Annotated in this window: 18 protein-coding genes; 6 read left to right on the top strand and 12 right to left on the bottom strand. The window is 32.2% G+C overall.

Annotated elements, in window-relative coordinates; all coding sequences use genetic code 11:
* The first annotated feature begins 224 nt into the window (after positions 1-224).
* The gene (locus N4T77_RS14060; RefSeq protein WP_261672441.1) at positions 225-1,046 is read left to right on the top strand and encodes a MerR family transcriptional regulator; all 822 of its coding nucleotides are present in this window, start codon (positions 225-227) and stop codon (positions 1,044-1,046) included.
* 79 nt (positions 1,047-1,125) lie between these two features.
* Here N4T77_RS14060 and N4T77_RS14065 read toward each other — a convergent pair whose 3' ends face one another.
* Positions 1,126-1,320 (bottom strand): hypothetical protein, encoded by a 195-nt coding sequence (locus tag N4T77_RS14065; protein ID WP_261672442.1) that lies wholly within the window; start codon positions 1,318-1,320, stop codon positions 1,126-1,128.
* A 181-nt stretch (positions 1,321-1,501) separates the two neighbouring features.
* On the opposite strand from N4T77_RS14065, the gene N4T77_RS14070 reads away from it, so the two are divergent.
* Together N4T77_RS14070 and N4T77_RS14075 are read left to right on the top strand one after the other, a co-directional pair.
* Positions 1,502-2,221, top strand: a complete 720-nt coding sequence (locus N4T77_RS14070; protein WP_261672463.1) for an AAA family ATPase — start codon at positions 1,502-1,504, stop codon at positions 2,219-2,221.
* Positions 2,222-2,271: 50 nt separating this feature from the next.
* A complete protein-coding gene (locus N4T77_RS14075) occupies positions 2,272-3,354 on the top strand; it encodes a GerMN domain-containing protein (protein WP_261672443.1) in 1,083 nt (360 codons plus the stop codon).
* 122 nt (positions 3,355-3,476) lie between these two features.
* Here N4T77_RS14075 and N4T77_RS14080 read toward each other — a convergent pair whose 3' ends face one another.
* The 3 genes from N4T77_RS14080 to N4T77_RS14090 form a co-directional block, all read right to left on the bottom strand.
* On the bottom strand, positions 3,477-4,769 hold the full coding sequence (locus N4T77_RS14080; protein ID WP_261672444.1) for an NCS2 family permease: 1,293 nt from the start codon (positions 4,767-4,769) through the stop codon (positions 3,477-3,479).
* Positions 4,770-4,982: 213 nt separating this feature from the next.
* Positions 4,983-6,773 (bottom strand): aminopeptidase P family N-terminal domain-containing protein, encoded by a 1,791-nt coding sequence (locus tag N4T77_RS14085; RefSeq protein ID WP_261672445.1) that lies wholly within the window; start codon positions 6,771-6,773, stop codon positions 4,983-4,985.
* Positions 6,774-6,856: 83 nt separating this feature from the next.
* Positions 6,857-7,633 carry a sporulation protein gene (locus N4T77_RS14090; RefSeq protein WP_261672446.1) on the bottom strand — a complete coding sequence of 259 codons (777 nt, stop codon included), beginning with the start codon at positions 7,631-7,633 and terminating at the stop codon, positions 6,857-6,859.
* Positions 7,634-8,044: 411 nt separating this feature from the next.
* On the opposite strand from N4T77_RS14090, the gene N4T77_RS14095 reads away from it, so the two are divergent.
* Positions 8,045-8,725, top strand: coding sequence for a hypothetical protein (locus N4T77_RS14095; protein ID WP_261672447.1), 681 nt, complete (start codon positions 8,045-8,047; stop codon positions 8,723-8,725).
* A 112-nt stretch (positions 8,726-8,837) separates the two neighbouring features.
* Here the strand turns inward: N4T77_RS14095 and N4T77_RS14100 are convergent, their stop codons facing one another.
* From N4T77_RS14100 to N4T77_RS14120, 5 genes are all read right to left on the bottom strand, one after another.
* Entirely contained in the window at positions 8,838-10,781 is a 1,944-nt protein-coding gene (locus tag N4T77_RS14100) for a molybdopterin-dependent oxidoreductase (RefSeq protein WP_261672448.1), read from the bottom strand.
* Between the two features lie 201 nt (positions 10,782-10,982).
* Positions 10,983-11,843: an N-acetylmuramoyl-L-alanine amidase gene (locus N4T77_RS14105; protein ID WP_261672449.1), complete on the bottom strand. Its 861-nt coding sequence runs from the start codon at positions 11,841-11,843 to the stop codon at positions 10,983-10,985.
* Between the two features lie 49 nt (positions 11,844-11,892).
* On the bottom strand, positions 11,893-13,242 hold the full coding sequence (locus tag N4T77_RS14110) for a YARHG domain-containing protein (RefSeq protein WP_261672450.1): 1,350 nt from the start codon (positions 13,240-13,242) through the stop codon (positions 11,893-11,895).
* 136 nt (positions 13,243-13,378) lie between these two features.
* Positions 13,379-13,993 (bottom strand): VWA domain-containing protein, encoded by a 615-nt coding sequence (locus tag N4T77_RS14115; protein WP_261672451.1) that lies wholly within the window; start codon positions 13,991-13,993, stop codon positions 13,379-13,381.
* A gap of 12 nt (positions 13,994-14,005) precedes the next feature.
* Complete coding sequence (locus tag N4T77_RS14120; RefSeq protein WP_261672452.1) at positions 14,006-15,307, bottom strand: protein kinase domain-containing protein; 1,302 nt, start codon at positions 15,305-15,307, stop codon at positions 14,006-14,008.
* A gap of 265 nt (positions 15,308-15,572) precedes the next feature.
* On the opposite strand from N4T77_RS14120, the gene N4T77_RS14125 reads away from it, so the two are divergent.
* The gene (locus N4T77_RS14125; protein WP_261672453.1) at positions 15,573-17,624 is read left to right on the top strand and encodes a methyl-accepting chemotaxis protein; all 2,052 of its coding nucleotides are present in this window, start codon (positions 15,573-15,575) and stop codon (positions 17,622-17,624) included.
* A gap of 163 nt (positions 17,625-17,787) precedes the next feature.
* On the opposite strand, the gene N4T77_RS14130 is transcribed toward N4T77_RS14125, so the two are convergent.
* Positions 17,788-19,119 (bottom strand): ROK family protein, encoded by a 1,332-nt coding sequence (locus tag N4T77_RS14130; RefSeq protein ID WP_261672454.1) that lies wholly within the window; start codon positions 19,117-19,119, stop codon positions 17,788-17,790.
* A gap of 90 nt (positions 19,120-19,209) precedes the next feature.
* Between N4T77_RS14130 and N4T77_RS14135 the strand changes: the two genes are divergently transcribed.
* Entirely contained in the window at positions 19,210-20,241 is a 1,032-nt protein-coding gene (locus N4T77_RS14135) for a proline racemase family protein (protein ID WP_261672455.1), read from the top strand.
* 229 nt (positions 20,242-20,470) lie between these two features.
* Here N4T77_RS14135 and N4T77_RS14140 read toward each other — a convergent pair whose 3' ends face one another.
* Both N4T77_RS14140 and N4T77_RS14145 read right to left on the bottom strand, forming a co-directional pair.
* Positions 20,471-21,244, bottom strand: a complete 774-nt coding sequence (locus tag N4T77_RS14140; protein ID WP_261672456.1) for a PhzF family phenazine biosynthesis protein — start codon at positions 21,242-21,244, stop codon at positions 20,471-20,473.
* 232 nt (positions 21,245-21,476) lie between these two features.
* Positions 21,477-21,779, bottom strand: a 303-nt coding sequence (locus N4T77_RS14145) for an aminotransferase class I/II-fold pyridoxal phosphate-dependent enzyme (protein WP_261672458.1), incomplete at its 5' end; no start/stop codon positions are given.

The following is a 21,779-nucleotide window of genomic DNA, read 5'->3' on the forward strand; positions in this document are numbered from 1 at the left end:
AAAAATATAGTATCTTCACCCAATATGGACTACATTAACCAAGATTTAACACAGAACATATATAATTATATCATTACTTACCTCTATAATCCAACAAGCTCTTTTCTCTTAATAAAAAATAGCCAACCTGGAAATTATTATAAAAACTTTCTATTGACTCTCCCATTACTGGAGGGTTTATTATTATATTGTAAAGACAATATGCGCGCATAGGAGAGATAAATATGTTTAAAATAGGAGACTTTGCAAAGCTTAACAAAATATCTATAAAAACCCTTAGATATTATGATGAACTAGACCTCTTAAAGCCTATAGAAGTTGACCTACAAACAGGATATAGATATTACTCAGCAAAACAACTTCCAAGGCTAAATAGAATACTAGCCTTAAAAGACTTAGGATTTTCTTTGAGCCAGATTGCTAGTGTAATCGACAGTGAAATATCTACGGATATTGTACTTTCAATGCTGGAGCAAAAAAGAAATGAAATTCACGATACTATCAAATATGAAAAAATGAGACTTTTAAAAGTAGAAACACTTATAAATAGAATTAAGGAGGATGACAGGTTTATGTTAAAATATGATGTGGTTTTAAAACAACTTGAAACTATTAAGGTAGCTGCTGTTAGAGATATTATACCAGACTACAGTAAGCAGTGTAATTTATGGGGAGAGCTTACGGCTCATCTAGAAGCAAATAATGCAAAGATAATTGCACCCTGCAGAGCAATCTACTATGATCCAGGTTATAAGGAAAGTGATGTAGACATTGAGGTTATGTCTTGTATAGCTAATAATGTACCTGAAACTGACAGAATAAAGGTTAAAGAACTTTCCTATGTAGAAAGTTCAGCCTGTGTAATACACAAAGGAAACTATGAAAATATAAATATGGCATACAATGCTTTGCTTAAATGGATTGAGGAGAATGGTTATAAAATTGTAGGACCTAACAGAGAATTATATTTAGATGGAGAATGGTCAACTAATAATCCTGAGGAATACATTACTGAAATTCAGGTACCAGTTGAAAAAATTCAATAGAACTAGAAGCTAACAGGTGGTAAAACTTAGTTTTGCCACTTGCCTTTTTTGATTTAATTTAATAGATATATCTTTTTACTTAATACATATGATTAGACAACTCCCAACACTTCTGAGAGATTTTACATTGGTAACATAAGTTGTTACACACCTCAAAATCTTGGCATGTTGTTTCTTCTACTTCTTCTTTGGCTTGGTTATACCCAACTTTGTATACAGTATATAATGCTGCAAGTGATAAAAATGTTAAAAATAATATCATTTTAATTGCCATAATTACACCCTCTTGCCAATTAATTGTGTTTAATATAAATTATAATGCAATTAAATAACATATTCAATAACAAAATCAATATTTGTATAGTTATGTGAACTATTTGATGTTTAAGTTTGTATACAGTATAATTAAACATATATAAAATCTTGTTTGGAGTCGATTGTAATTGGATAAATTTATGTTAAATCAATATTTAAGAACGGTAAAGTTGTGCAGAGAAAATATAAACTCATTTTCTGAATATCCATTTTCTTTAGAGGCAGTACGAAATTTATTTACTTTAGATTTTCATCCCAAGGTAACATTTATTGTAGGTGAAAATGGTACAGGAAAATCAACGATACTGGAAGCAATTGCCACAGCATATGGTTTTAATCCTGAAGGTGGAACAAAAAATTTCAACTTTTCAACTAAGGAGACTCATTCAGAGCTATATAAATATTTAAAGCTAATAAAAGGTGTTAAAATGCCAGAGGATGGCTTTTTTCTAAGAGCAGAAAGCTTTTATAACGTTGCCACTAAAATTGATGAATTAGATGTTGTAAGAGCATACGGAGGGGTTTCACTACATGACCAGTCACATGGAGAGTCTTTCATATCATTATTCATTAATAAATTTAGAGGAAATAGCCTGTATATTTTAGATGAGCCAGAAGCTGCTTTATCACCAACAAGACAGATGACCATGGTTGCAAGGATGCATGAACTAGTAGAACAAGGTTCTCAGTTTGTAATTGCTACCCATTCACCTATTATAATGTCCTATCCACATGCTGTAATATATGAATTAAAAGACGGGTTTAAAAAAGTAATATATAAAGACACTGAACATTTTCAGGTAATGAAACAATTTGTAAATAACACTGAAAAAATGTTAGATATACTTATAAATTCATAGCTGAGATAAAAATATTATATTATCTATAAAACATTATAGGAGATGATACTATGAAAAAGCTAATGGTAATTATGTTGTCTTTGGGTTTAGCTCTGCTAACAGCTTGTAGTAAACCGGCAGATTTATCAGCAGAATCTAAGCCTATAGAGACTCAAAATCAAACTAAACCCAACACAGAAAGTGAATCAAAGCAATATACAATAAATGACTTTTTCCCAATGAAGGAAAATGTTAGAATGAAATATTCTGGATCAGGAAGCGAATATGCGTCAAAGGATGTATATGTTGACTATTTAAGAGAAAATAAAATTCAGCTGCGAATTATAAATGCAGGTACTACAGCAGGACAAATACTTGAAAATAAAAACGGAGAACTAAAAATAGTATTTTCCAGAGGAGAGTTCTATTATAGGGATGACTTGACAAAGGAGAATTCAAATATAAAGGAAACTTTAATTAAAGAACCAATTGTAAAAGGAACTACATGGGCTTTATCTGATGGTAGAAAAAGAACTATAACAGCTGTCAACGACCTTGTAACTACTCCAGCAGGAAAGTTTAAATCCATAGAAGTTACTACAGAAGGAAAGGATTCCACTACAAAAGATTATTATGGATTAGGAGTAGGGCTAATAAAAAGTACCTTTCAATCTAATGGATTAGTTGTTACTACTACCTTAGAAAAAATAGATAAAGCTGCAGTTGTTACTCAGACCGTTAAATTCTATTATCCTATGCCTGCAGAGGATAAAATTGGAGAAAAGAAAGTAGTTGCAAGCTTTAAAACTAATGATGAAACAAAAGCATTTTTTGAAAAGAACTTTAAAAAAGCTCCAAATTCCTCTACAACTCCTTTAATAACTGCTAATACTAAGATAAATAAACTTTATCTTAATGAAAGCGAAAATAAGGTTTATGTGGATTTTTCAAAGGAATTTCTTTCTATAACGAATAAAGGGACATATACAGAGATGTCAGTATTAACCTCTGTAACTAATACTTTAGGAAACTATTATAACGTAGGTCAGGTGTGTATTACCATAGAGGGTAAGCCCTATACTTCTGGTCATATAATAAAGAAGTCAGGAGAAGCCTTTGATGTAGATTATAAAAATATAGTACCACTAGACTAGCATAAATAATAATTCTCTAAATTGCTAATATAAAAGCTATATGAATTTTGAACAAAGTAGTTCATCTTCATATAGCTTTTGCTTTTTATAATATATGAATTTAAGTGTGATTTTGATTAGTGCTATCTAAAAATAAAACTTATTAAAAATAGACAAGAGATTATATATAGAGGCATTGATACCTTCTTTGCCTTTCCTAATGCTACCTTTAAAATGGGGTATGCAATGAAACCAAAAGCTATCCCATCAGAAATACTATAAGTAAATGGTATCATTACTATTATTAAGAAAGCAGGAATTCCCTCTGACAAATCTCCAAAGTCAATGTTTTTCACATTTTGAACCATTAGTGCTCCTATAATAACTAGTACTGGTGCAATGGCACTTCCCGGAATTATCTTAATTACAGGAAGAAAGAATAATGATGCTAGAAACAAACCTCCAGCTGTAATAGCTGTTATTCCAGTTTTTCCACCAGCAGCAATTCCTGCTGCACTTTCAACAGCTGGAACTGTTGGACTTGTACCGAACACTCCGCTAGCTATAGTTGATACTGCAACAGCCTGAATGGAAGCTTTGTATTTTTCCGGCTGCTTTAATAAGCTAAGTTGTCCATGTATTAAACCTATACTCTCAAAGACCATTACCATAGTTAAAGAAAATACTGCCATCCAAAACTTGTAGGATAAAATCTTTGAAAAAGACATTGCTCCAAGGACTTTTCCATAATTGCTTAAATCAAAGCTTGCTCCATTAAGCTCCTGCATATTTACAACACCAAACATTATAGCCACTACCGTACCTAACAGTATACTTAATAAGAAGTTTGCAGGAACATTTCTTATAAAAAGAACTATTGTTATTACTAGTGTAATAACCGTTGCAAGTACATAAGAATTGTTTAAATGTCCTAAAGCTAATATAGAGTTGGTGCCTCTTATAACCATTCCACCCTTTTCTAAACCTATTAACGTTAAAAATAACCCTAGTCCAACGGTAATAGCTTCCTTTAAAGAATGAGGTATGGAATCTGATATAATTTCAGCAAGAGAAGTAGAAGCAATCACTGTAAATAAAATTCCCGAAACAAACACAACAGCTAAAGCTTCTTGCCAGGAAAGACCAATGGATTTAACAACTGTATAGGAGAACAAAGCATTAATTCCCATACCTGGAACAATAACAATAGGCACATTGGCCCAAAATCCTATTACCATGCATGCAAAAAACGAGGCTGCAATTGTTGCTACCATACCGGCTTCAATAGGAATTCCTGTTTCTGATAAAATTGACGAGTTAACTGCAATTATATAAACTACCGTAAAAAAAGAAATAACCCCAGCAACGAGTTCTTTCTTTATATCAAGGTTACAGTCATATAAATGTAATCTTCTCTTTATCATTTCATGTAACATATTTAGTTTTCCTCTTTATTGGTATCCCTCTCCCGACCCGTTTGTTGATATCTGCAGCTATCAGCAAACCACTTACATAAATATTATACATATTTACGAGAAAATAACAATCTTTTTTTACAATCTCTATGATATATCTATTTTTTAATAATATTTTAAATATAAAGTAGTATGAAAATAATTATTTTCATACTACTCCATTGATTTTAGTTATTAGACTTCTCTAGTATATTCTTTTAACCATTCTCTTTCTTCTTCATTTAAATATGGCGAAATTTTATCGTATACTGTCCTGTGATATTCATTTAGCCAAGCCTTTTCTTGTACACTCATCATTTCAGGGTTTACTGCATCTAAATCTATAGGTGCATAAGTAATTGTCTCAAAATACATAAATTGACCATACTCATTTTTTTCACCTTTGCAAGCAAGAAGTTCATTTTCAATTCTAACTCCGTGGGAACCTGCAATATATATTCCTGGCTCATCAGTAAGAACCATACCTTCTTCAATTTGATGAATTTCATGTGCACGGTATTGCCATCTAAAGCCTGTTGGCGCTTCGTGAATATTCATTAAATATCCAACACCGTGACCTGTTCCATGGTTAAAGTTTAAGTTATTGTCCCAGAATGGAGCACGTGCAACTATGTCTAAATTCATACCGTTACATCCATAAAGGAATCTTGCATGGGCAAGACGAAGATTACTTTGCAAAGTTAGAGTAAAGTGGTCTTTCATTATTTGTGGTATTTCTCCAAGTGCAATAGTTCTTGTAATGTCAGTGGAGCCTTCATAGTAACCAGCTCCTGTATCTGTTAAAAACAAAGATCCCTCTTTAAGCTCTACATCAGTTTCAGGAGAAGAAGTGTAGTGTACGATAGCAGCGTGTTCACCAAAGGCACATATTGGTTCAAAGCTTGGGCGAATAAATCCCTCCTGCTGTGCACGTAGTTCTTCTAATTTATTAGAGGCACTTATTTCTGTAATTTTTTCTTTGCCTATATTTTGTTTTAACCAATACATAAATTTTGTATTTGCTATTCCATCTTTGATATGAGCATTTTTAATATTTTTAATTTCAGTTGGGTTTTTCATAGCTTTAAATAAAACACATGGATTTTCTTTTTCTATTTTCTTAACATCTTTAGGGATGTTGTTATATAATGCGTAATTCATTCTAACAGGGTCAATTAATAATACATCAGAAGCAGTGAATTTTTTAGCTTCTTCATATACATCATTATATGGATGGAAATTTGTTACACCATTTTTTATAAGGTCAGATTTTATCTCATCGCTTAATTTATTTTCATTTATGAAAAGATGTACCTCATTTATCGTAACGATTACATAGCTTAAAATTAAAGGAAAGAACTCAATATCATCTCCACGTATGTTAAGAAGCCATGCTATATCATCTAGAGATGTAATTATATGTGCATTTGCACCTGCAGCTTTCATTGCTTCTCTAACACGTTTTAATTTAGATGCTGTAGACTCACCAGTATATTTTATATCAAGGGCAAATGCTGGTTTTTCAGAAAGCGGTGGACGGTCTTCCCATATATGGTCAACTAAATCGCACTGATATTTTATAGAGCCGTTTTTCTTTTCAACAATTTTTTCATAATCCTGTCCATTTCCCATAGAAACAACACGACCATCAAATCCAAGTGTTCCCCCTTCTGGAAGATTGCTTTCAATAAATTCTTCTATAGTTGGAACCATTGGTTCACCCATTTTAAATAATTCAACAGTTGTTCCTTCTAATTGCTTTCCAGCTTGGAGAAAATACCTTCCATCTGTCCAAAGCCCTGCACTGTCCATTGTAATAACAGCAGTTCCTGCAGAACCTGTAAAACCTGTTATATACTTTCTAGCTTTAAAATGTTCACCAACATACTCACTCTGATGAAAATCAGCAGTAGGTACAATATACATGTTGATATTCTTTTCTGCCATCAAGGCTCTTAACTTTGTAATTCTTTCAGATACTTTCATTATGTTAATCCCCTTTCAATGTTTATGTGTTCTCAGGAAAAGTATACCACAAAAACTATGGTCAATAGTAAATATTTAATGTTTTAATAATAATTATTTATTGTATTTTCTAAAATTTCAGCTACATATCTGCTGCCTTGTGATGCATCATAGTCACTAATTGTAAGTATTATATGTTTTTCATCTAGCCCCGCTGCTTCTTGCATAAAGGATTTAAAGCCTCTCGCTCTTCTATCAATTTGCATAAAAAGGTTAACCCCTTCAGAGGATGGTAAAAAAGTAATCTCTAGTTCATCTAATACTCCCCTAAATGCTGACTGAGGAACAAATTCAAACTCCTGTAAGAAACCACCTTCACTTCTACCAATATATCCTGCTTTGCACTCTACTTCTCTCAATCTAAATCCTAATACATTTAGAACTGCATCTAGAACAACTTCCGTTGTATTACTTGGCCTAATTTCTATATAATCTCTATCTTCAGGATCTATTGCCAGTGGAATTTCTAATTCTGTCTCTACCCATACAGTTTTCCTATTCATACTAATTGGTGTATGTTCAGGCACTCTAAAGGTAAAAGGAATTTGCTTTCTCTCATTAGGCGAAATTGCTATATCCCTACCTACTACTAATTTTACTAGTGTTGCCCTATGTTTTTGTTTAACATCATCTACTTCTTTGATGTATTCTGTTTTAAGCTCTACTTCTACCCTATCAATATTTTGCTCTGCAGAGCCTCCTAGAATATTTACAACCCCTTCTATATCTTCTCCAATCCTTACAGTAGATTGTAGAATCTCAGTGTTTACTTCAGCTCCCCCAACACCTACAGTTAATAATATTTTCTTAAATAACCCCATATTATTTCCTCCTTTTAAAATTGTTTTTATTTAAATACTAATAGAACTTTTAGTTTAGTATCGGCGAAATTGAACAATAAATTACAAATTTGTAATTTTTCATTATGTTTATTATATACTTATTGGAACATAAGTATCAATAAGAAAAAAGCCGGTGTGAAAGGCTAACACATACTGCCAGAGTACTAATTATTCATATACTTAACAAGTATATGAATAATAGGAAGTTTAGTTTTACCTAAGAATCTTATAATTGTAACAAAAGCAACTTCGCAGCATATAGGATTTTCCCTGTATGATTTATGTTAGTTCTTTATTGAGACAAAAAATTTCATATATGTGGTATAATAAAAAATACTGACACAAAAATTATATACATAATACTAGTAACAAAAGAAAGCGGTGACTATTATGAATAATAAACAGGAATTAAAAGCTAACGAATATGAAGTAAAGGAAAACATTGCATATATAAAATTAAGAAAAAAAGATGGCTCAATTATTGATAGTAAAGTAGATGTTGACGATTTAAAAATGGTACTAGATAAAGGTCTTTGGTTTGCAGAGTGGCATAAAGATTTTAACAGCTATTTAGCTCAAAGTTTACAACCCTCTCCTGCTACTGGAAAAAAGACTAAAGAAAAACAAAGTTTACACTCATTTATTCTAGGCGTACATACTAAAACTCCCATTAGACATATTAATGGAGATACTTTAGACAATAGAAGATGTAATATAGAGGTATATAATCAAAATGAAGCAGTTAATGATTATGAAGATATAAACTTAGAAACTACTGCTGTAATTCTTAGAGATAAATATGGAAGGAAAAAAGAAAAAACTTTAATTGATAAGGAAGACTTAGATAAAGTAATAAATAGTGGCTACTCTTGGGTTCATTATGTAAGTCGTGGAGAGCATCATGCTGTAGCTAATTCCCATAAGGGCAGGATTTTTTTAGAAAGCTTTTTAATGAACCCTTCTGAAGGTATGATTACAAAACATATAAACAATAACACTCTAGATAACAGAAAAGTTAACCTAAATAATGTACCATTAGTGGAAGAATCAGAGGACACCATAGTAGATTAATATCAAAGCGAAAAGAAAAATAGAAATAATTTAGGGTAATAGTAATGAAAGTTAACTTATAAGCCAGAATGCGGCTGCCCATAAGTTAACTTTCTAGCTATTTACTTATAAATTAAATCTTCTTTTTTATTTCTACAAAAGTATCATAATAGGCTATTTGTTTTCCTATATCAGAAGCGTCCCCTTCTGTTAAGAAATTTGGGTTGGAGCTTTTCTCCCACCAGCCTGTTTCCATATGGACTATGCTATCCATCAGCTTTTTATTTATGGATACTTGTACATCTATTGCCCCATTAGCGGACTTTAACGTGATAACTTCTCCGTTAAGTAAATCATGATTCTTAGCAGTATTTTCGCTTATATTAGCTATTGCCATGGTATCTATATCTTTAAAGCCTTGAGACATTAAAGAAGCTTTAGGATGGGTAGTTATAAGCCTGAGTTTAGGATTTTTCTCATTAGTATAAACTGGTATTGGGCTTAAGTTATTCTCTTTTGCACTTTCAGAATATATCTCTATTTTCTTTGATGTGGTTTTAAATATTAAGTCCTTCCAGGCAACATCATCTTCTTGTATAGTTACATATTCATTTTTTATCTTTTCAAGGGTTATTCCCCTATCCTCTAAAGGCTTTATAATCTGTGCTAAATATTCCTTTTTAGATACATAAGGATATTCTTTTATTTCCATTTTCCTTGCAAGCTCTCTGAAAAAATAGTACTCGTCCATTAACTTATGCTTTGGTTCTACACATTTCTCATTGTATACTATATATGGGTTGCTCATTGAGGTGTATACTAAATCTTCACTCTCTAAAGTATTTGTGCAGGGAATAACCAAATCACAATGCTTTGCAGTATCCGTCAAAAACATATCTATACATACCTTAAATTCTACGCTTTTAAAAGCTTTAGTGAATTCATTTAAATTAGGCCATTGGTTAAGAGGATTTGCCTTACTTATAAATATAGCTTTAAGATTCTCCTTTGTAAAGTCTGGAAAATGATTCAAATCAAACTCTCTTTCATTTAAGGCATGTTTGCGGCTATTGTAAGGATCTAAATTTAACACATCTGGATATACCTTATTACTGTAGTTTACTCCCCCGCCTTTTTTACCTATACTTCCAGTTATTGCTGCTAAGGCATCTATTGCCCTTACTGCATTACCTCCGTTTTTATATCTCTGAAGTCCATATCCCAGGTGTATGGAACTGTACTTTTCTTTAGCATAGAGATAGGTAAGCTCTTTTACTGTAGATATATCTACTCCACATTCCTTACATAGATAATTTATATCCAGAGTGTCTAAATAAGCTTTGTATTCCTCAAAACCTATGACATTTTCTTTTATAAATGCTGTATCCTGAAGATTTTCTTCTATTACTATTTTTGTCATTGCCATAGCAAGAGCAGCATCTGTAGATGGATTTATCTTTATATGAATATCAGCAATATTTACACTGTCAGTGGAAAGAGGGTCTATTACTATTACTTTTATGCCCTTTTCCCTTGCCTTTTTTATTCTGTGGAACAACTGTATGTGGGAGTTTGCTGGATTTTTGCTCCAAAGTATTATATTTTTTGAATTTAAAACATCATCTATAGCATGGGATTTATTATATCCAAAGTCATACTTTTGTGCTTTAGTACCAGCGCTCCAGCAGGTTCCTCCATCGGTTTTACTTATACCGCCATAAAAATTAAAAAATATATCCTCTATTGCCTTTAATATAGAACCGGAACCGGATTCACTATAATGAAGTACAGCATTTGAAGAATACTTTTCTTTGTAATACTTTAATTTACTGGCGATTATATCTATAGCTTCTTCAAAGCTTATATTTACCCATTTTCCATCCTCTTTTTTCATTGGAGAATAAAGTCTGTCCTTATCATTTAGTCTTTTTAAATGATTTCTTCCCTTTTGACACATTATTCCCTTTGTGTAAGGATGATTTTTATCTGCTTCTATTTTTACCACCTTATTATTTTCAACATGAACATTTAGTTTGCAACATCCAAAACAGTCAAGAGTACATCCATGACTTTTCATAACTTCAACACCTTTCCTGTACGTTTTTAAAATTATAGCATATTTTTGAAAAATTGATAATAGAACAAAAATCATTACGCTAGTAGTATGCTTTAGTTTAAAATTAAAGTTTATTATAAGAATAAAGATAAGTTTAATAGTTTTTATACATAATTTTTAGGCTGCCAGTTATCATTGGCAGCCTCCAGTTTTTTTCTGTATTTAATTTAAAGCCTTTTTTATGCCATTACACAATGCTTCTGCTATCCTTTGCTGATATTCCTGACTATTTAAGAGTTTATCTTCCTGTGGGTTAGATAAAAACCCTGTTTCCACTAAGACCACCGGCACTTTAGACCAGTTAAATCCAGTCATGTCTGCTCTTTCCACTACTCCTTTATTGGCCATACCAACTTCATCCGTTAGGCTTTTCAGTATTATCTGTCCGTACCTCCTACTGATATCCACCTTATCTTTTACATAACCTATAGGTGCTGGTACGAGCATTGATGCTCCAGAAGCACTTGATGACTCTGATGAATCTGCATGTATTCTTAAAACCAAATCTGCATTGTTTTTATTTCCAACTTCTGCTCTTTCTATATTACCAAGGCTTTCACTATCCATAGTTTTGGTCATTATTACGTTATATCCTTCTTTTTCAAGGATTGCCTTAAGCTTAATAGTTATACTCATTGTTATTGCATACTCTGGTGTCTTACTATTTACCCCTTCAGCTCCGCCGCCATCCTTTATCTTTAACTCTGAAGCTCCTGGGCTTATAGGCTCTTTTTCTAAGTTAGATCTATTTCCATGACCTGGATCTAAAACAATAAGCTTTCTTTTTTCAACTTTAGGATCTTCTGTTTTTGGCTTTTCAACTTCTGTAACAGGTTTTACTTCTGTAGGTTGTTTTACCTCTGCTGCTTTTTTATTTTCCTTATTATTTGTTTCTTTACTGCTTTCTACTTTGGTTTCCTCTGGTTTATTTTCTGTTGATAAATCAGCCTTATTACCACTGCATCCTGCAAACAACAAAGTAGTACCAAGGATTAAGGAAATAACTTTTAGTTTAAATTTCAAATTGTCCACCCCTTATTAGATATATCTTAGCCTTATCTTAAGACACATCTTAGTAACCGTCACCTAAAGTATAGTTATATATCATATTGTATACTCTCTTATCTTCTACAGCCTTTAAAGCTTGTACATTGTATTCTTCCACTTCATTTAAGTTAACATCATTTGATACTTTAGTGTACCATGGTTTAGTTTGGAAATAATCATTAAGTTCCGGTATTCCAAAAATATATCCATGTCTTGCAAAAATTTCATTTCGAGCAAGTAAAATTTCCAAATTACTTAATCTCTCTATTTCCTCTGTGGTAAGTTTATAATAATAGCTATCATATAATATATAATCCCTATTTATTGCAGGGGCATTTTTAAAGCAGAGCTTCACTTCTTCTATATCTTTTATATGATCCACATTATATTTTTCTATAGGATCATTCGTAGTTCCAACAGCATTTGGATCTGGCTTATACCAAGCTTGTTTTTCAAAATAAGCTTGCAGTTTTTTATCTTTAAATATTAAACCGTGTCTTGCAAAAATTTCATTTCGAGCTATAAAAAGCTGATCACTAGTTAAATTATATAATCTGTAAGATTCTATTTTATTTTGACTGCTATCTTTAAAAATAAAATTATTAGCTGTTATAGTTCTGTTTGGTTGCTGCTTTTCAGTCTCTTCCTTTGGTTCACTAGTGGTACTAGTTTCCTTAGTTTGTTCATTTGTAGCTACCTCTTTTTTATTTGCACTTATATTTTTATTATTTGTATTATTAAAAACTAATGCTATTGCAACAATAACTACTACTAATAAAGCTGCTGCCCCTAGGATAATTTTTTTTCTGCCATCTGATTTTGGAGCTGTAATATTATTATTGCTATTCAATAACACAGTCTGTTGATCATTGAACTGCTGATTGGCGTTAACAGGAACAGCTGGTATACCCTGTTGATTATACATGCTGTTTTGAGGCATTGCATTAAATCCACCGCTACTCATATTTGCTGCTCCATTGTTTGTGTAAGGAAAGCTTCCATTTACATTAGGTATACCGCTATTGGTATATCCAATACTGCCTTGGCTGTAGCTAGCAGGATTTTGAGCCATATTATTAATTTTTATATAAGTTTTATCAAAAACTTGACACCAAAATTGTACTGTCCCCTCTGATAATTCCTGTGATATTCCTAAGTTATCATATAATTTTTTTACTAAATTATTGTACATTATGCTGTCTATCTCTGAATCAGAGTAGTTTATTATAGCTTCTGGTATCTTCTGTTCTATAGAATCTACTATTAATCTTTTTTCTCTATTATATTGGTTTGGAAAATAGTCATTTAGGTAAGCCTTTAGTTTTTTACTATTAGTATATAATTCTTCTCCTTGTTTGTTTATCAATTCTCTCACTTTTATTATAAGTTCTCTATTCACTATAGTTTTCGTTATCCCATATCATATAACCTTTTATCCGATGTACTAAGGTTATATATGATAACGGATTCACCTGCCTTCCCTTATTATACTTAAAATTTAATTATTAGCACTACCAAATTTCGTCGTCATCACAGCTATACTCTTTTACCTGCTGAAAGCTCTTATCCACAGCATTTATAGAGGACCACTTAATAAGATTAATCAATGAATCAGAATTACCAGCCTGCAAAGGCTTTTCATCATTATTTCCTATAAAATCTTCAAGTATATCATTATCTACATCCTCTCCTATGGCAATTGCAATCCTAACTGACTGACTGCCTATTTCGCTGCTTAACAACTTACGTAGCCCCTCTTCATAATTATCAGTAGGTTGTCCATCAGTAACCAATATAATAACCGGTGGTAAGTTAGTTTTTTTATCTAATTTACTGAGTTCCTCGTTAACCATGTCTAAGGCAGCCCCCAGGTCTGTTATCCCTCCTGTCTGTAAATCTGACCATATGAATTTATCTAACTCTACAGGCTTTTCTGTAAGCCACTGTGCTCCATCTGAAAATTTAATAATTCTCATGAAAATTTCTATATCTTTATTTTTCTCTGCAATATCAATTATACCTGGAAGAGCATTTCTTATTGCGTAATTTAAGGACTGTATCTTTTCACCAGTCATAGATCCTGAACAGTCTAACATCCATATAAAATGTAAAATTTTATTTTCCAATTTAACCCTCCTTTATAATTTTAGTTCACCTATCTCCGAACCAAAATCTATTTTCCTTATACTTGTTAACATCATGGTTCTATCTTTATCTAATTTAACTTCATCTCCATTTACCTTTAGCACTTTCCAAGGATTTTCAGATAAATTTTTAATTCCTAATATATCTTTATTTTTAGGATTAGCTGTAACTTCTCCTATTACCTTATTAAAATTTAAATCTTCTTTTATATGGTGTGAGTATATTCTACTATTTAAGTTTAATAAAATCACATTATCATTTACCTTTATTCTTGGCGGGATAGAAATTTTGCCCTTGCAATACCAACACCTATGGTGTTCCCCATTTTTTATTTTTAAAGCATCATAAAAGTTTTCTGCCCCACAATTTTTGCAGTATAATATACTATCTCTTAACTTTATAAATCCCCTTCTCCATTCCACTTCCAAAAGCCTGCACTTAGGATCAAAAAGTCCCTTCGTGAAAGCTTTAATAAATAGCTCTCTTATAAACTGAGGATATATATCCCAATAAATTAAAGCATTTATATGATATCCAAAGACAGGTCTATTTGAAAAATCATTTTCATCCCAAATAAATAAAGGTTTGAAGCCATAGATCTCCCTACCAACATTGATATCTCTTGTATCAACATTTACAGAGGCTTTTCCTTCTAAAGGATGGTGAAACATAAACATGTAAAACAGCAAAGTTGCTAATGAAAATAAGTCTGTCTCCGTAGATGGAACTGCTTCTCCCCTTACTATTTCTGGTGCCATAAATCTATGAGTACCTAATACACAACCGCTGGTTCCTGTAACTTCTACGTTATCATTATCGCATATGAGAATATCTCCACTTTCTGGGTTTACAAATATATTACCAAGAGATATATCTCTGTAACAAAGTCCCCTAGAATGTAGTTTTAAATAACTATCTACTAGGTTTATAGCTGCATTACATAGAGTTCTGAATGTAAGTTCTGCTTTTTTCTCCACTATTTCTGACATGCTTCTATACTCTATTCCTTTAACTTCCATTATATATCCAAAGCTTTGCAACTTAGGAGAGTATACAATGTCTATAGGCCATAAAAACCTACTATCTGGACTCCCCGTCAGTATTAATTTCTCTATTATATCTCTTTGTTTTTTAATTCCTTGATTGCTATAGTACCACTTTAGGGCATACCCTTTATTGCCTATAGTTACCTGATAGACTTGTCCTTGCCCACCGCAACCTAGTAATCCATTTACAACCAGCACTTGCCCTGTGTTACTTTGCAGTATAGTTCCAATCTCTAATAAGCTAGCCATGTCGAAACCTCCAATTAGAATACTTGCTTATTAATACCTTTTATATAAAATTATACATACCTATATATTATTATGCAATTATTTAAGCAAATATTGTATTGCTGCCTATACTAAGAAAAGAAGCTATAGCCATTAAATTTTATAAGAGCCTTTTTAGTCTTTTCTAAAATACAAAAAACTTTTAATATTAGTACACTTTAAGCTAAAAAGCATAGTTTATATTAGGTATGTTTAATAGTAAACCTAAAGGAGAGGATTTACCCCTATGAAGAGTGTGAAGAGGAAATTAATTCTGTGGTTTTCTCTGTCTATGAGTGTTATTTTGATATTTACAAGTATGCTGAATTTTAATCTAACTAAGAATAAACTTAAAGATCAACTACAAGCAAATGAGAGGGCTGTTGCTGAAAAAATAAGTAGTGACATAGATAAAAATATGAAAGAAATTCAAAGTATAGGCTCCTCTATTTCCCTGATGAGTGAAAGGATTAAATATGATAAGAATAATTATGTAGAAGTAAAGGATTATCTTCAACAATCCTTATCAGAAATATTAAAAAGTAATAAAGACCTAGAAACTGCCTATACCTTCTTTAAACCAGAAATGAGGATAGATAATGAACTGCCTTATGAGTGTATCATGAGAGATAAAGAAAAAGGCGCCATTCCTTTTATAGCATCAGATATCAATGATTTTAAATATTGGGAACAGGATTGGTATAAAATAGGACAAGGTTATGAAAGCTATAAGTGGACAGAGCCTTATTATGAAGAAGCAACTGGCAGAAAACTTATATCTGGTGTACAAAAAATGATAGATAAAGATGGAAATTTCATAGGTGTATCAGGAATAGATGTAAATATGGATAGAATAGAAAATATAATGAAAGAACTAAAGCTGGAAAAAGGAGCCTTTTGTTTCTTAGTTTCAGAAAAGGGAACCTATATATATCACCCTAATAAGGAATATGTACTAAAGAAAAAAATATCCGATACCAATGACCCTTTATCAGTGTTAAGCGGTAAACTTAGTAAGGACTCAGAGGATTTTAGTAATGTGGTTATGGAAAATAAGGAATATTACCTATTTAATGAAAAAATTAGTTCTACGGGATGGCAGTTATTGATAGCTTATCCAGTGGATATAATAACCAATGAACTTTATGCCCTGTTGCTAACAGATATAATAGGGTTGTTTATAGGGATTATGCTTACGATTTTAACTTCTATATTAATAAGTAAAAGTATCTTAAAAAATATTAATAAAGGTGTAGAGTTATCAAAAGCTCTTTCTACTGGAGATTTGACCTATAATGTTAACTTAGAGGTGAAGGATGAAATAGGTATATTGATAAACGCTATGAATGAATCCTCAAAGTCTATAAGAACTATTGTAGGCAGTATAAGTAAGGATGTTCTCAGATTAAATGGCATAGTAAGTGAATTACAAAATAGCAGCGTAGGCATATCTAGGACAAGTAGTGATATAATATCCCAAATAAGAAGTGTACAGTCAGATATAAACCTTCAAAATAAAAACATTGATGACATTTATGCTAGTTTTCATAAAATTGATGACTTTATGGACAATATATATAAGTTATCAGAGGAGAATGTAAACAAAACCATACAAAGTGTTAAAGCTATCAATACTACTAAAGATATTACAGAAACCTCTATAAGAGAGCTGGGTAACGTTATAGATTTAGTAAAATTTGCAGTGGATTCCATAAATAGATTAGAAGAGAGAACAAAGCAAATAGAAGGAACCTTGGAGTCAATAAAGAAAATATCTAAACAAACTAAGATGTTGTCCTTAAATGCAAGTATAGAGGCTGGCAAAGCTGGTGAATCAGGAAAAGGCTTTGCTGTAGTTGCGCAGGAAATTAAAAAGTTTTCGAATGAAACGGAAGGAGTTTTAAGAAATATAGAAAAGCTTATAAATGAAATAATAGTTGAATCTAATTCTGCAGCTAAATCTATGAATAGGGATGTAAAAAATACTATGGAGGAATTAAGTAAAATAAAAAATTCTCAATTAGTCTTAAATGATATAGTCAATAACTTAAGTACCTTTGAGGAGTTTTCAAGAAAACTAAGCAATTTAGTAGAAACTCAGAAAAAAGCAAGCAGCATAATAAATAAGTCCTTAAAGGATATATCCGATTCTTCTAATAAGATAGAACTCTCTATAAACGACATATTGGAATATAACGTAAAACAAGAGGAAACAGTTTATACTTTAAATGAAAGTTCAAATATACTAAACACTATAACCAATTCCTTAAAAAATTTAATCTCAAAATTTAAAATATAAGACTCCCTTAAATTATTAATTTGTGCATTTAAACAAATAGGCAGCCCTTTTAGGCTACCTATTTGTTGGCAAAGTAATCTCTAATGAAAATGATTCAGAATTACTATAGTATATTTCTTGATTAATACTTTAATGAAAGTGGTGGGTTTTTCCACTTAATATTCTATTCCGATGTAGTTCCTTCATAGAACTGCGGATTTTCAAAAAACATTTCTGCCAGTTCATGATAGCCTCCGAACCTTTGTAATTCTCTTAGTGGACGCATATCATAGTATAATTTGGACGCTGTTTCTTCTGGAAAAAATCCTGCCTTTTTTCTTGCTTCTTTAAGCTCACTTTCAAAATACTCCCCCGCATAAGCATACTTTCCTTGTACTACAATGATTTCTGGATCAAAATTAATAGCTATATTTTTTAATATCAAAGAAAACATTTCCGCAACATAACTGACAATTTCCTTTGCCAATTCGTCCCCTTTATCAGCTTCCTCAAACAAATGTCGTATAAGTTCATCTGATTCAATCCACTGTTTCATAGTGGAACAAGATAGCTTTTTAGAATTTTCTTTTAGTTTCTCTTTTATTCTATCTTCACTGACCATTCTCTCAAAACAGCCTCTACTTCCACAGGAACATACTTCTTTGTCACTATAATCAATTGTCATATGTCCAATTTCACCAATTAATGCATTTCTTCCAGTAAGGACTTCTCCATCTATGTAGCATGCAGAAATACCTTCCTCAGTATATATGGCAACTATTCTTTTATTACGATATTTTTCCTCTAGAAGAAGAGAACCTCCTGCAATTCTTACAAGATTTTCTACAACAATAACTTGTTTAGGAAATAATTCTTCCAACCAAGCTTTTATCTGAATATTCCTTCCCCACTGTGGAGCCAGCGAACAAAACCGTACAATTCCAAGTTTACGGTCTACAAATCCCCCTATTGCTAGGCTAATTCCATATAAGTCTTCATAGGAAATTTCCGCTTCTTCTAAAATTAAATATATATTATGCTTTAAGATATGCTGAAATTTTTCGAAAGTATCCTGGTAATTAAATAAAACCTCTTTTTCTCGTATACATTCATTTTTCATATTTAAAACCGCAAAATGAATGTATTTCTTTTCTAAATATATACACAAAATCACCTTTTCACAGCAAAAGGTATATAATTCCGGACGTTTTCCACCGGTATTTGTAGAAGATCCTTTCCCTACCGAAACCAAAAGCCCCTTCTCTTCAAAACTTTGAATTGCTCTTTTTATCGTTGGGCGACTGATTCTTGTAGCTTCACTTATATCATTTACAGATACAACTTGTTCATTTCTTATCATTTGCAAAATACGCTTCCTGTTCAAATACTTCAAATCAGAAGGCATGGATGCATCTTTTGTATACTTTTCTTCCTCTTTTCCCATGCTCCACCTCATATTTTCATTTTGTTTAGGTATACGATACCATATTTCTATTCTCATTTCCAGCATTGTCATTTATATTTTCTATATCCTGTTGACTTTTCTAAAAATAAGTTATAAAATAACGTTACGAAACATTATTTTATAACTTATGGGGGTATTTTTATGGAATTAAGACCAAATGTTAATTTAAGTATTTACGAAAAAAGCTTTACTGCTGTGGATACTCACACCGTAGGAGAATTTACTCGTGTAGTATTGTCAGGATTTCCTGAAATTCCAGGAAACACTATGATTGAAAAGAAAAAATATCTAGAAGAACATTGTGATGAGTACAGAAAAGCTTTAATGTTTGAACCACGCGGACATCACGATATGTTCGGTTCCATAGTAACAAAACCAATTAACTCAGAAGCAGATTACGGTGTTATCTACATGGATACAGGTGGATATTTAAATATGTGTGGACATGGTACCATTGGTACTGTTACTGCCATCATAGAAGGTGGACTCCTAGATGCAAAGGAGCCTTATACAGAAGTGGTTCTTGATGCTCCTGCAGGATTAATTCGCACAAAGGCAGAGGTAAAAGGGGGAAAAGTTGTAAATGTTACACTTACAAATGTTCCTGCTTTCCTCTATAAAGAAAACTTAAAAACAATTATAGATGGTAAGGAAGTTACATATGATATTTCCTTTGGTGGAAGCTTTTTTGCGTTATGTGATGTTACTCAGATTGGACTTGATATAGTACCTGAAAATATTCCTTTACTTACAGAATTTGGTATGAAATTAATTGAGAATGCAAATAAAGAAAATCACATCCAACACCCTGAACTTGATATTACATCTGTAGATTTAGCAGAATTATATTGTCCAACCTCTACACCTGGATGTGACATGAGGAACGTGGTTATTTTCGGTGATTACATGGCAGACCGCTCTCCATGCGGAACTGGTACAAGTGCAAAATTAGCAACTCTTTATAGAAGAGGTAAAATTGGAATTGGTGAACCATTTGTATATGAAAGTTTTATAGGAACAACATTTAAGGGCGTTATCAAAGAAGAAACAAAAGCCGGTGAGTTTCCTGCAGTAATTCCACAGATTACAGGCAGTGCTTATTTAACAGGCGTATCTACCTATATTATCGACAACGATGATCCTCTTAAATATGGTTTCCAGGTTGGAAAATAGTATTTTGGATTAATTAAATTCCATATGGACATTTCCAGCACCTAAATGGTGCTGGCTTTCACTATACGTCTCTTAATTACTAATACTCAACTATCGTAGTTTTACCATTAACAGGCAAAAAATACCCTGTAATACTTTCTTATGCTTGTGTCACCTATACTAAGTAATAATAAATTATGGTGTTGATTTGACACTATTATAAAGTACCTAGCTTTGCATAAAAGTTTTACTAGAAATTGATGTCTGCTATAGAATACAGTGCCGCTTTTCCACTCATTTTAATGCGGTTGCCCTCAACTTTGCAATACAAGGTTCCACCTCTTCTTGAAGCCTGATATGCAATAATATTGTTGTTTCCTATCTTGTTTGCCCAAAAGGGAACTATATGGCAGTGGCCTGATCCGCAAACCGGATCCTCCGGCACATTCAGTTTAGGAGCAAATGAACGTGATACACAATCAAAGTTTTTTCCTTTTGCTGTAACATGTAAAAGCAAACCATCCAATTCCTTAATTTTTTCCATATTAGGATTCATGTTTAAAACATCTTCTTCATTTTCCAATAGGCAAAGAAGGTCTCTAGCCATCCATGCCTCAAGAGGGCGTACACCAATTACCTCAGCCATGGCATCCGTTACTTCCACTTTTTTTAAATCATATGCTGGAAAGTCCATTTCTAAAAGTTCATCATTTTTATTAACTGTCAAAATGCCACTTAAAGTTTCGAAACGAACCTCCTTTAAATTTGGTTCTACAAATCTTGTTATTATATATGCCGTGGCCAAGGTCGCATGCCCGCAAAGGTCTATTTCACCTCCAGGAGTAAACCATCTAAGCTTGTAATTTTCACCCTCCTTTACTGCAAAGGCAGTTTCAGATAAGTTATTTTCCATAGTAATCTTTAACATAGTTTCATCATCAAGGTATTTGTCCATCACACAAACTGCTGCTGGATTTCCACCAAATACTTTGTCAGTAAATGCATCCACTACATATTGTCTCATAATTTAATTTCCCTCCTCTAATTTTCCAAATCCTAATGTAAACATATAATACCCAGCTAGACATGCCTGGCAATAAGTTTCGATAGCTGCTGGTGTATTTTTGGTACTTATTTGTTTCAAATCTATACCTTCAATCCATTACTATCATCTGACTATATGTTAACAAAAAAAATAATTGCACTCAATAATATAATTGTGTGGAACTCAATTTTGTTTTCTATGTATGCTGTAATTAGGGATTTGATAATATTCCTTTTAGAATCTTAAGTGCCTTTTTCAATTCTTCATCGCTAGATGGAGCTGTAACAGCTAGCCTTACTGCACTAGGTGGTTTTATATTTCCAACTGCGAAACGTTCCGATGCATAAACACTTACCCCAGCATTATAGGCTAATTTTTCAAACTGCTCACCAGTAAATGCCTCCGGTAGCAAGAGCCATCTGAAAATACATTCATCAGAGCCAAACAAGGTGAACCCGTTAAGATATCTATTAGTTAACTTATTACGCTGTTTATTGAATCTGCGATGTGCCTC

Source organism: Clostridium sp. CX1 (assembly GCF_025398335.1).
GTDB lineage: Bacteria > Bacillota > Clostridia > Clostridiales > Clostridiaceae > Clostridium_AM > Clostridium_AM tanneri.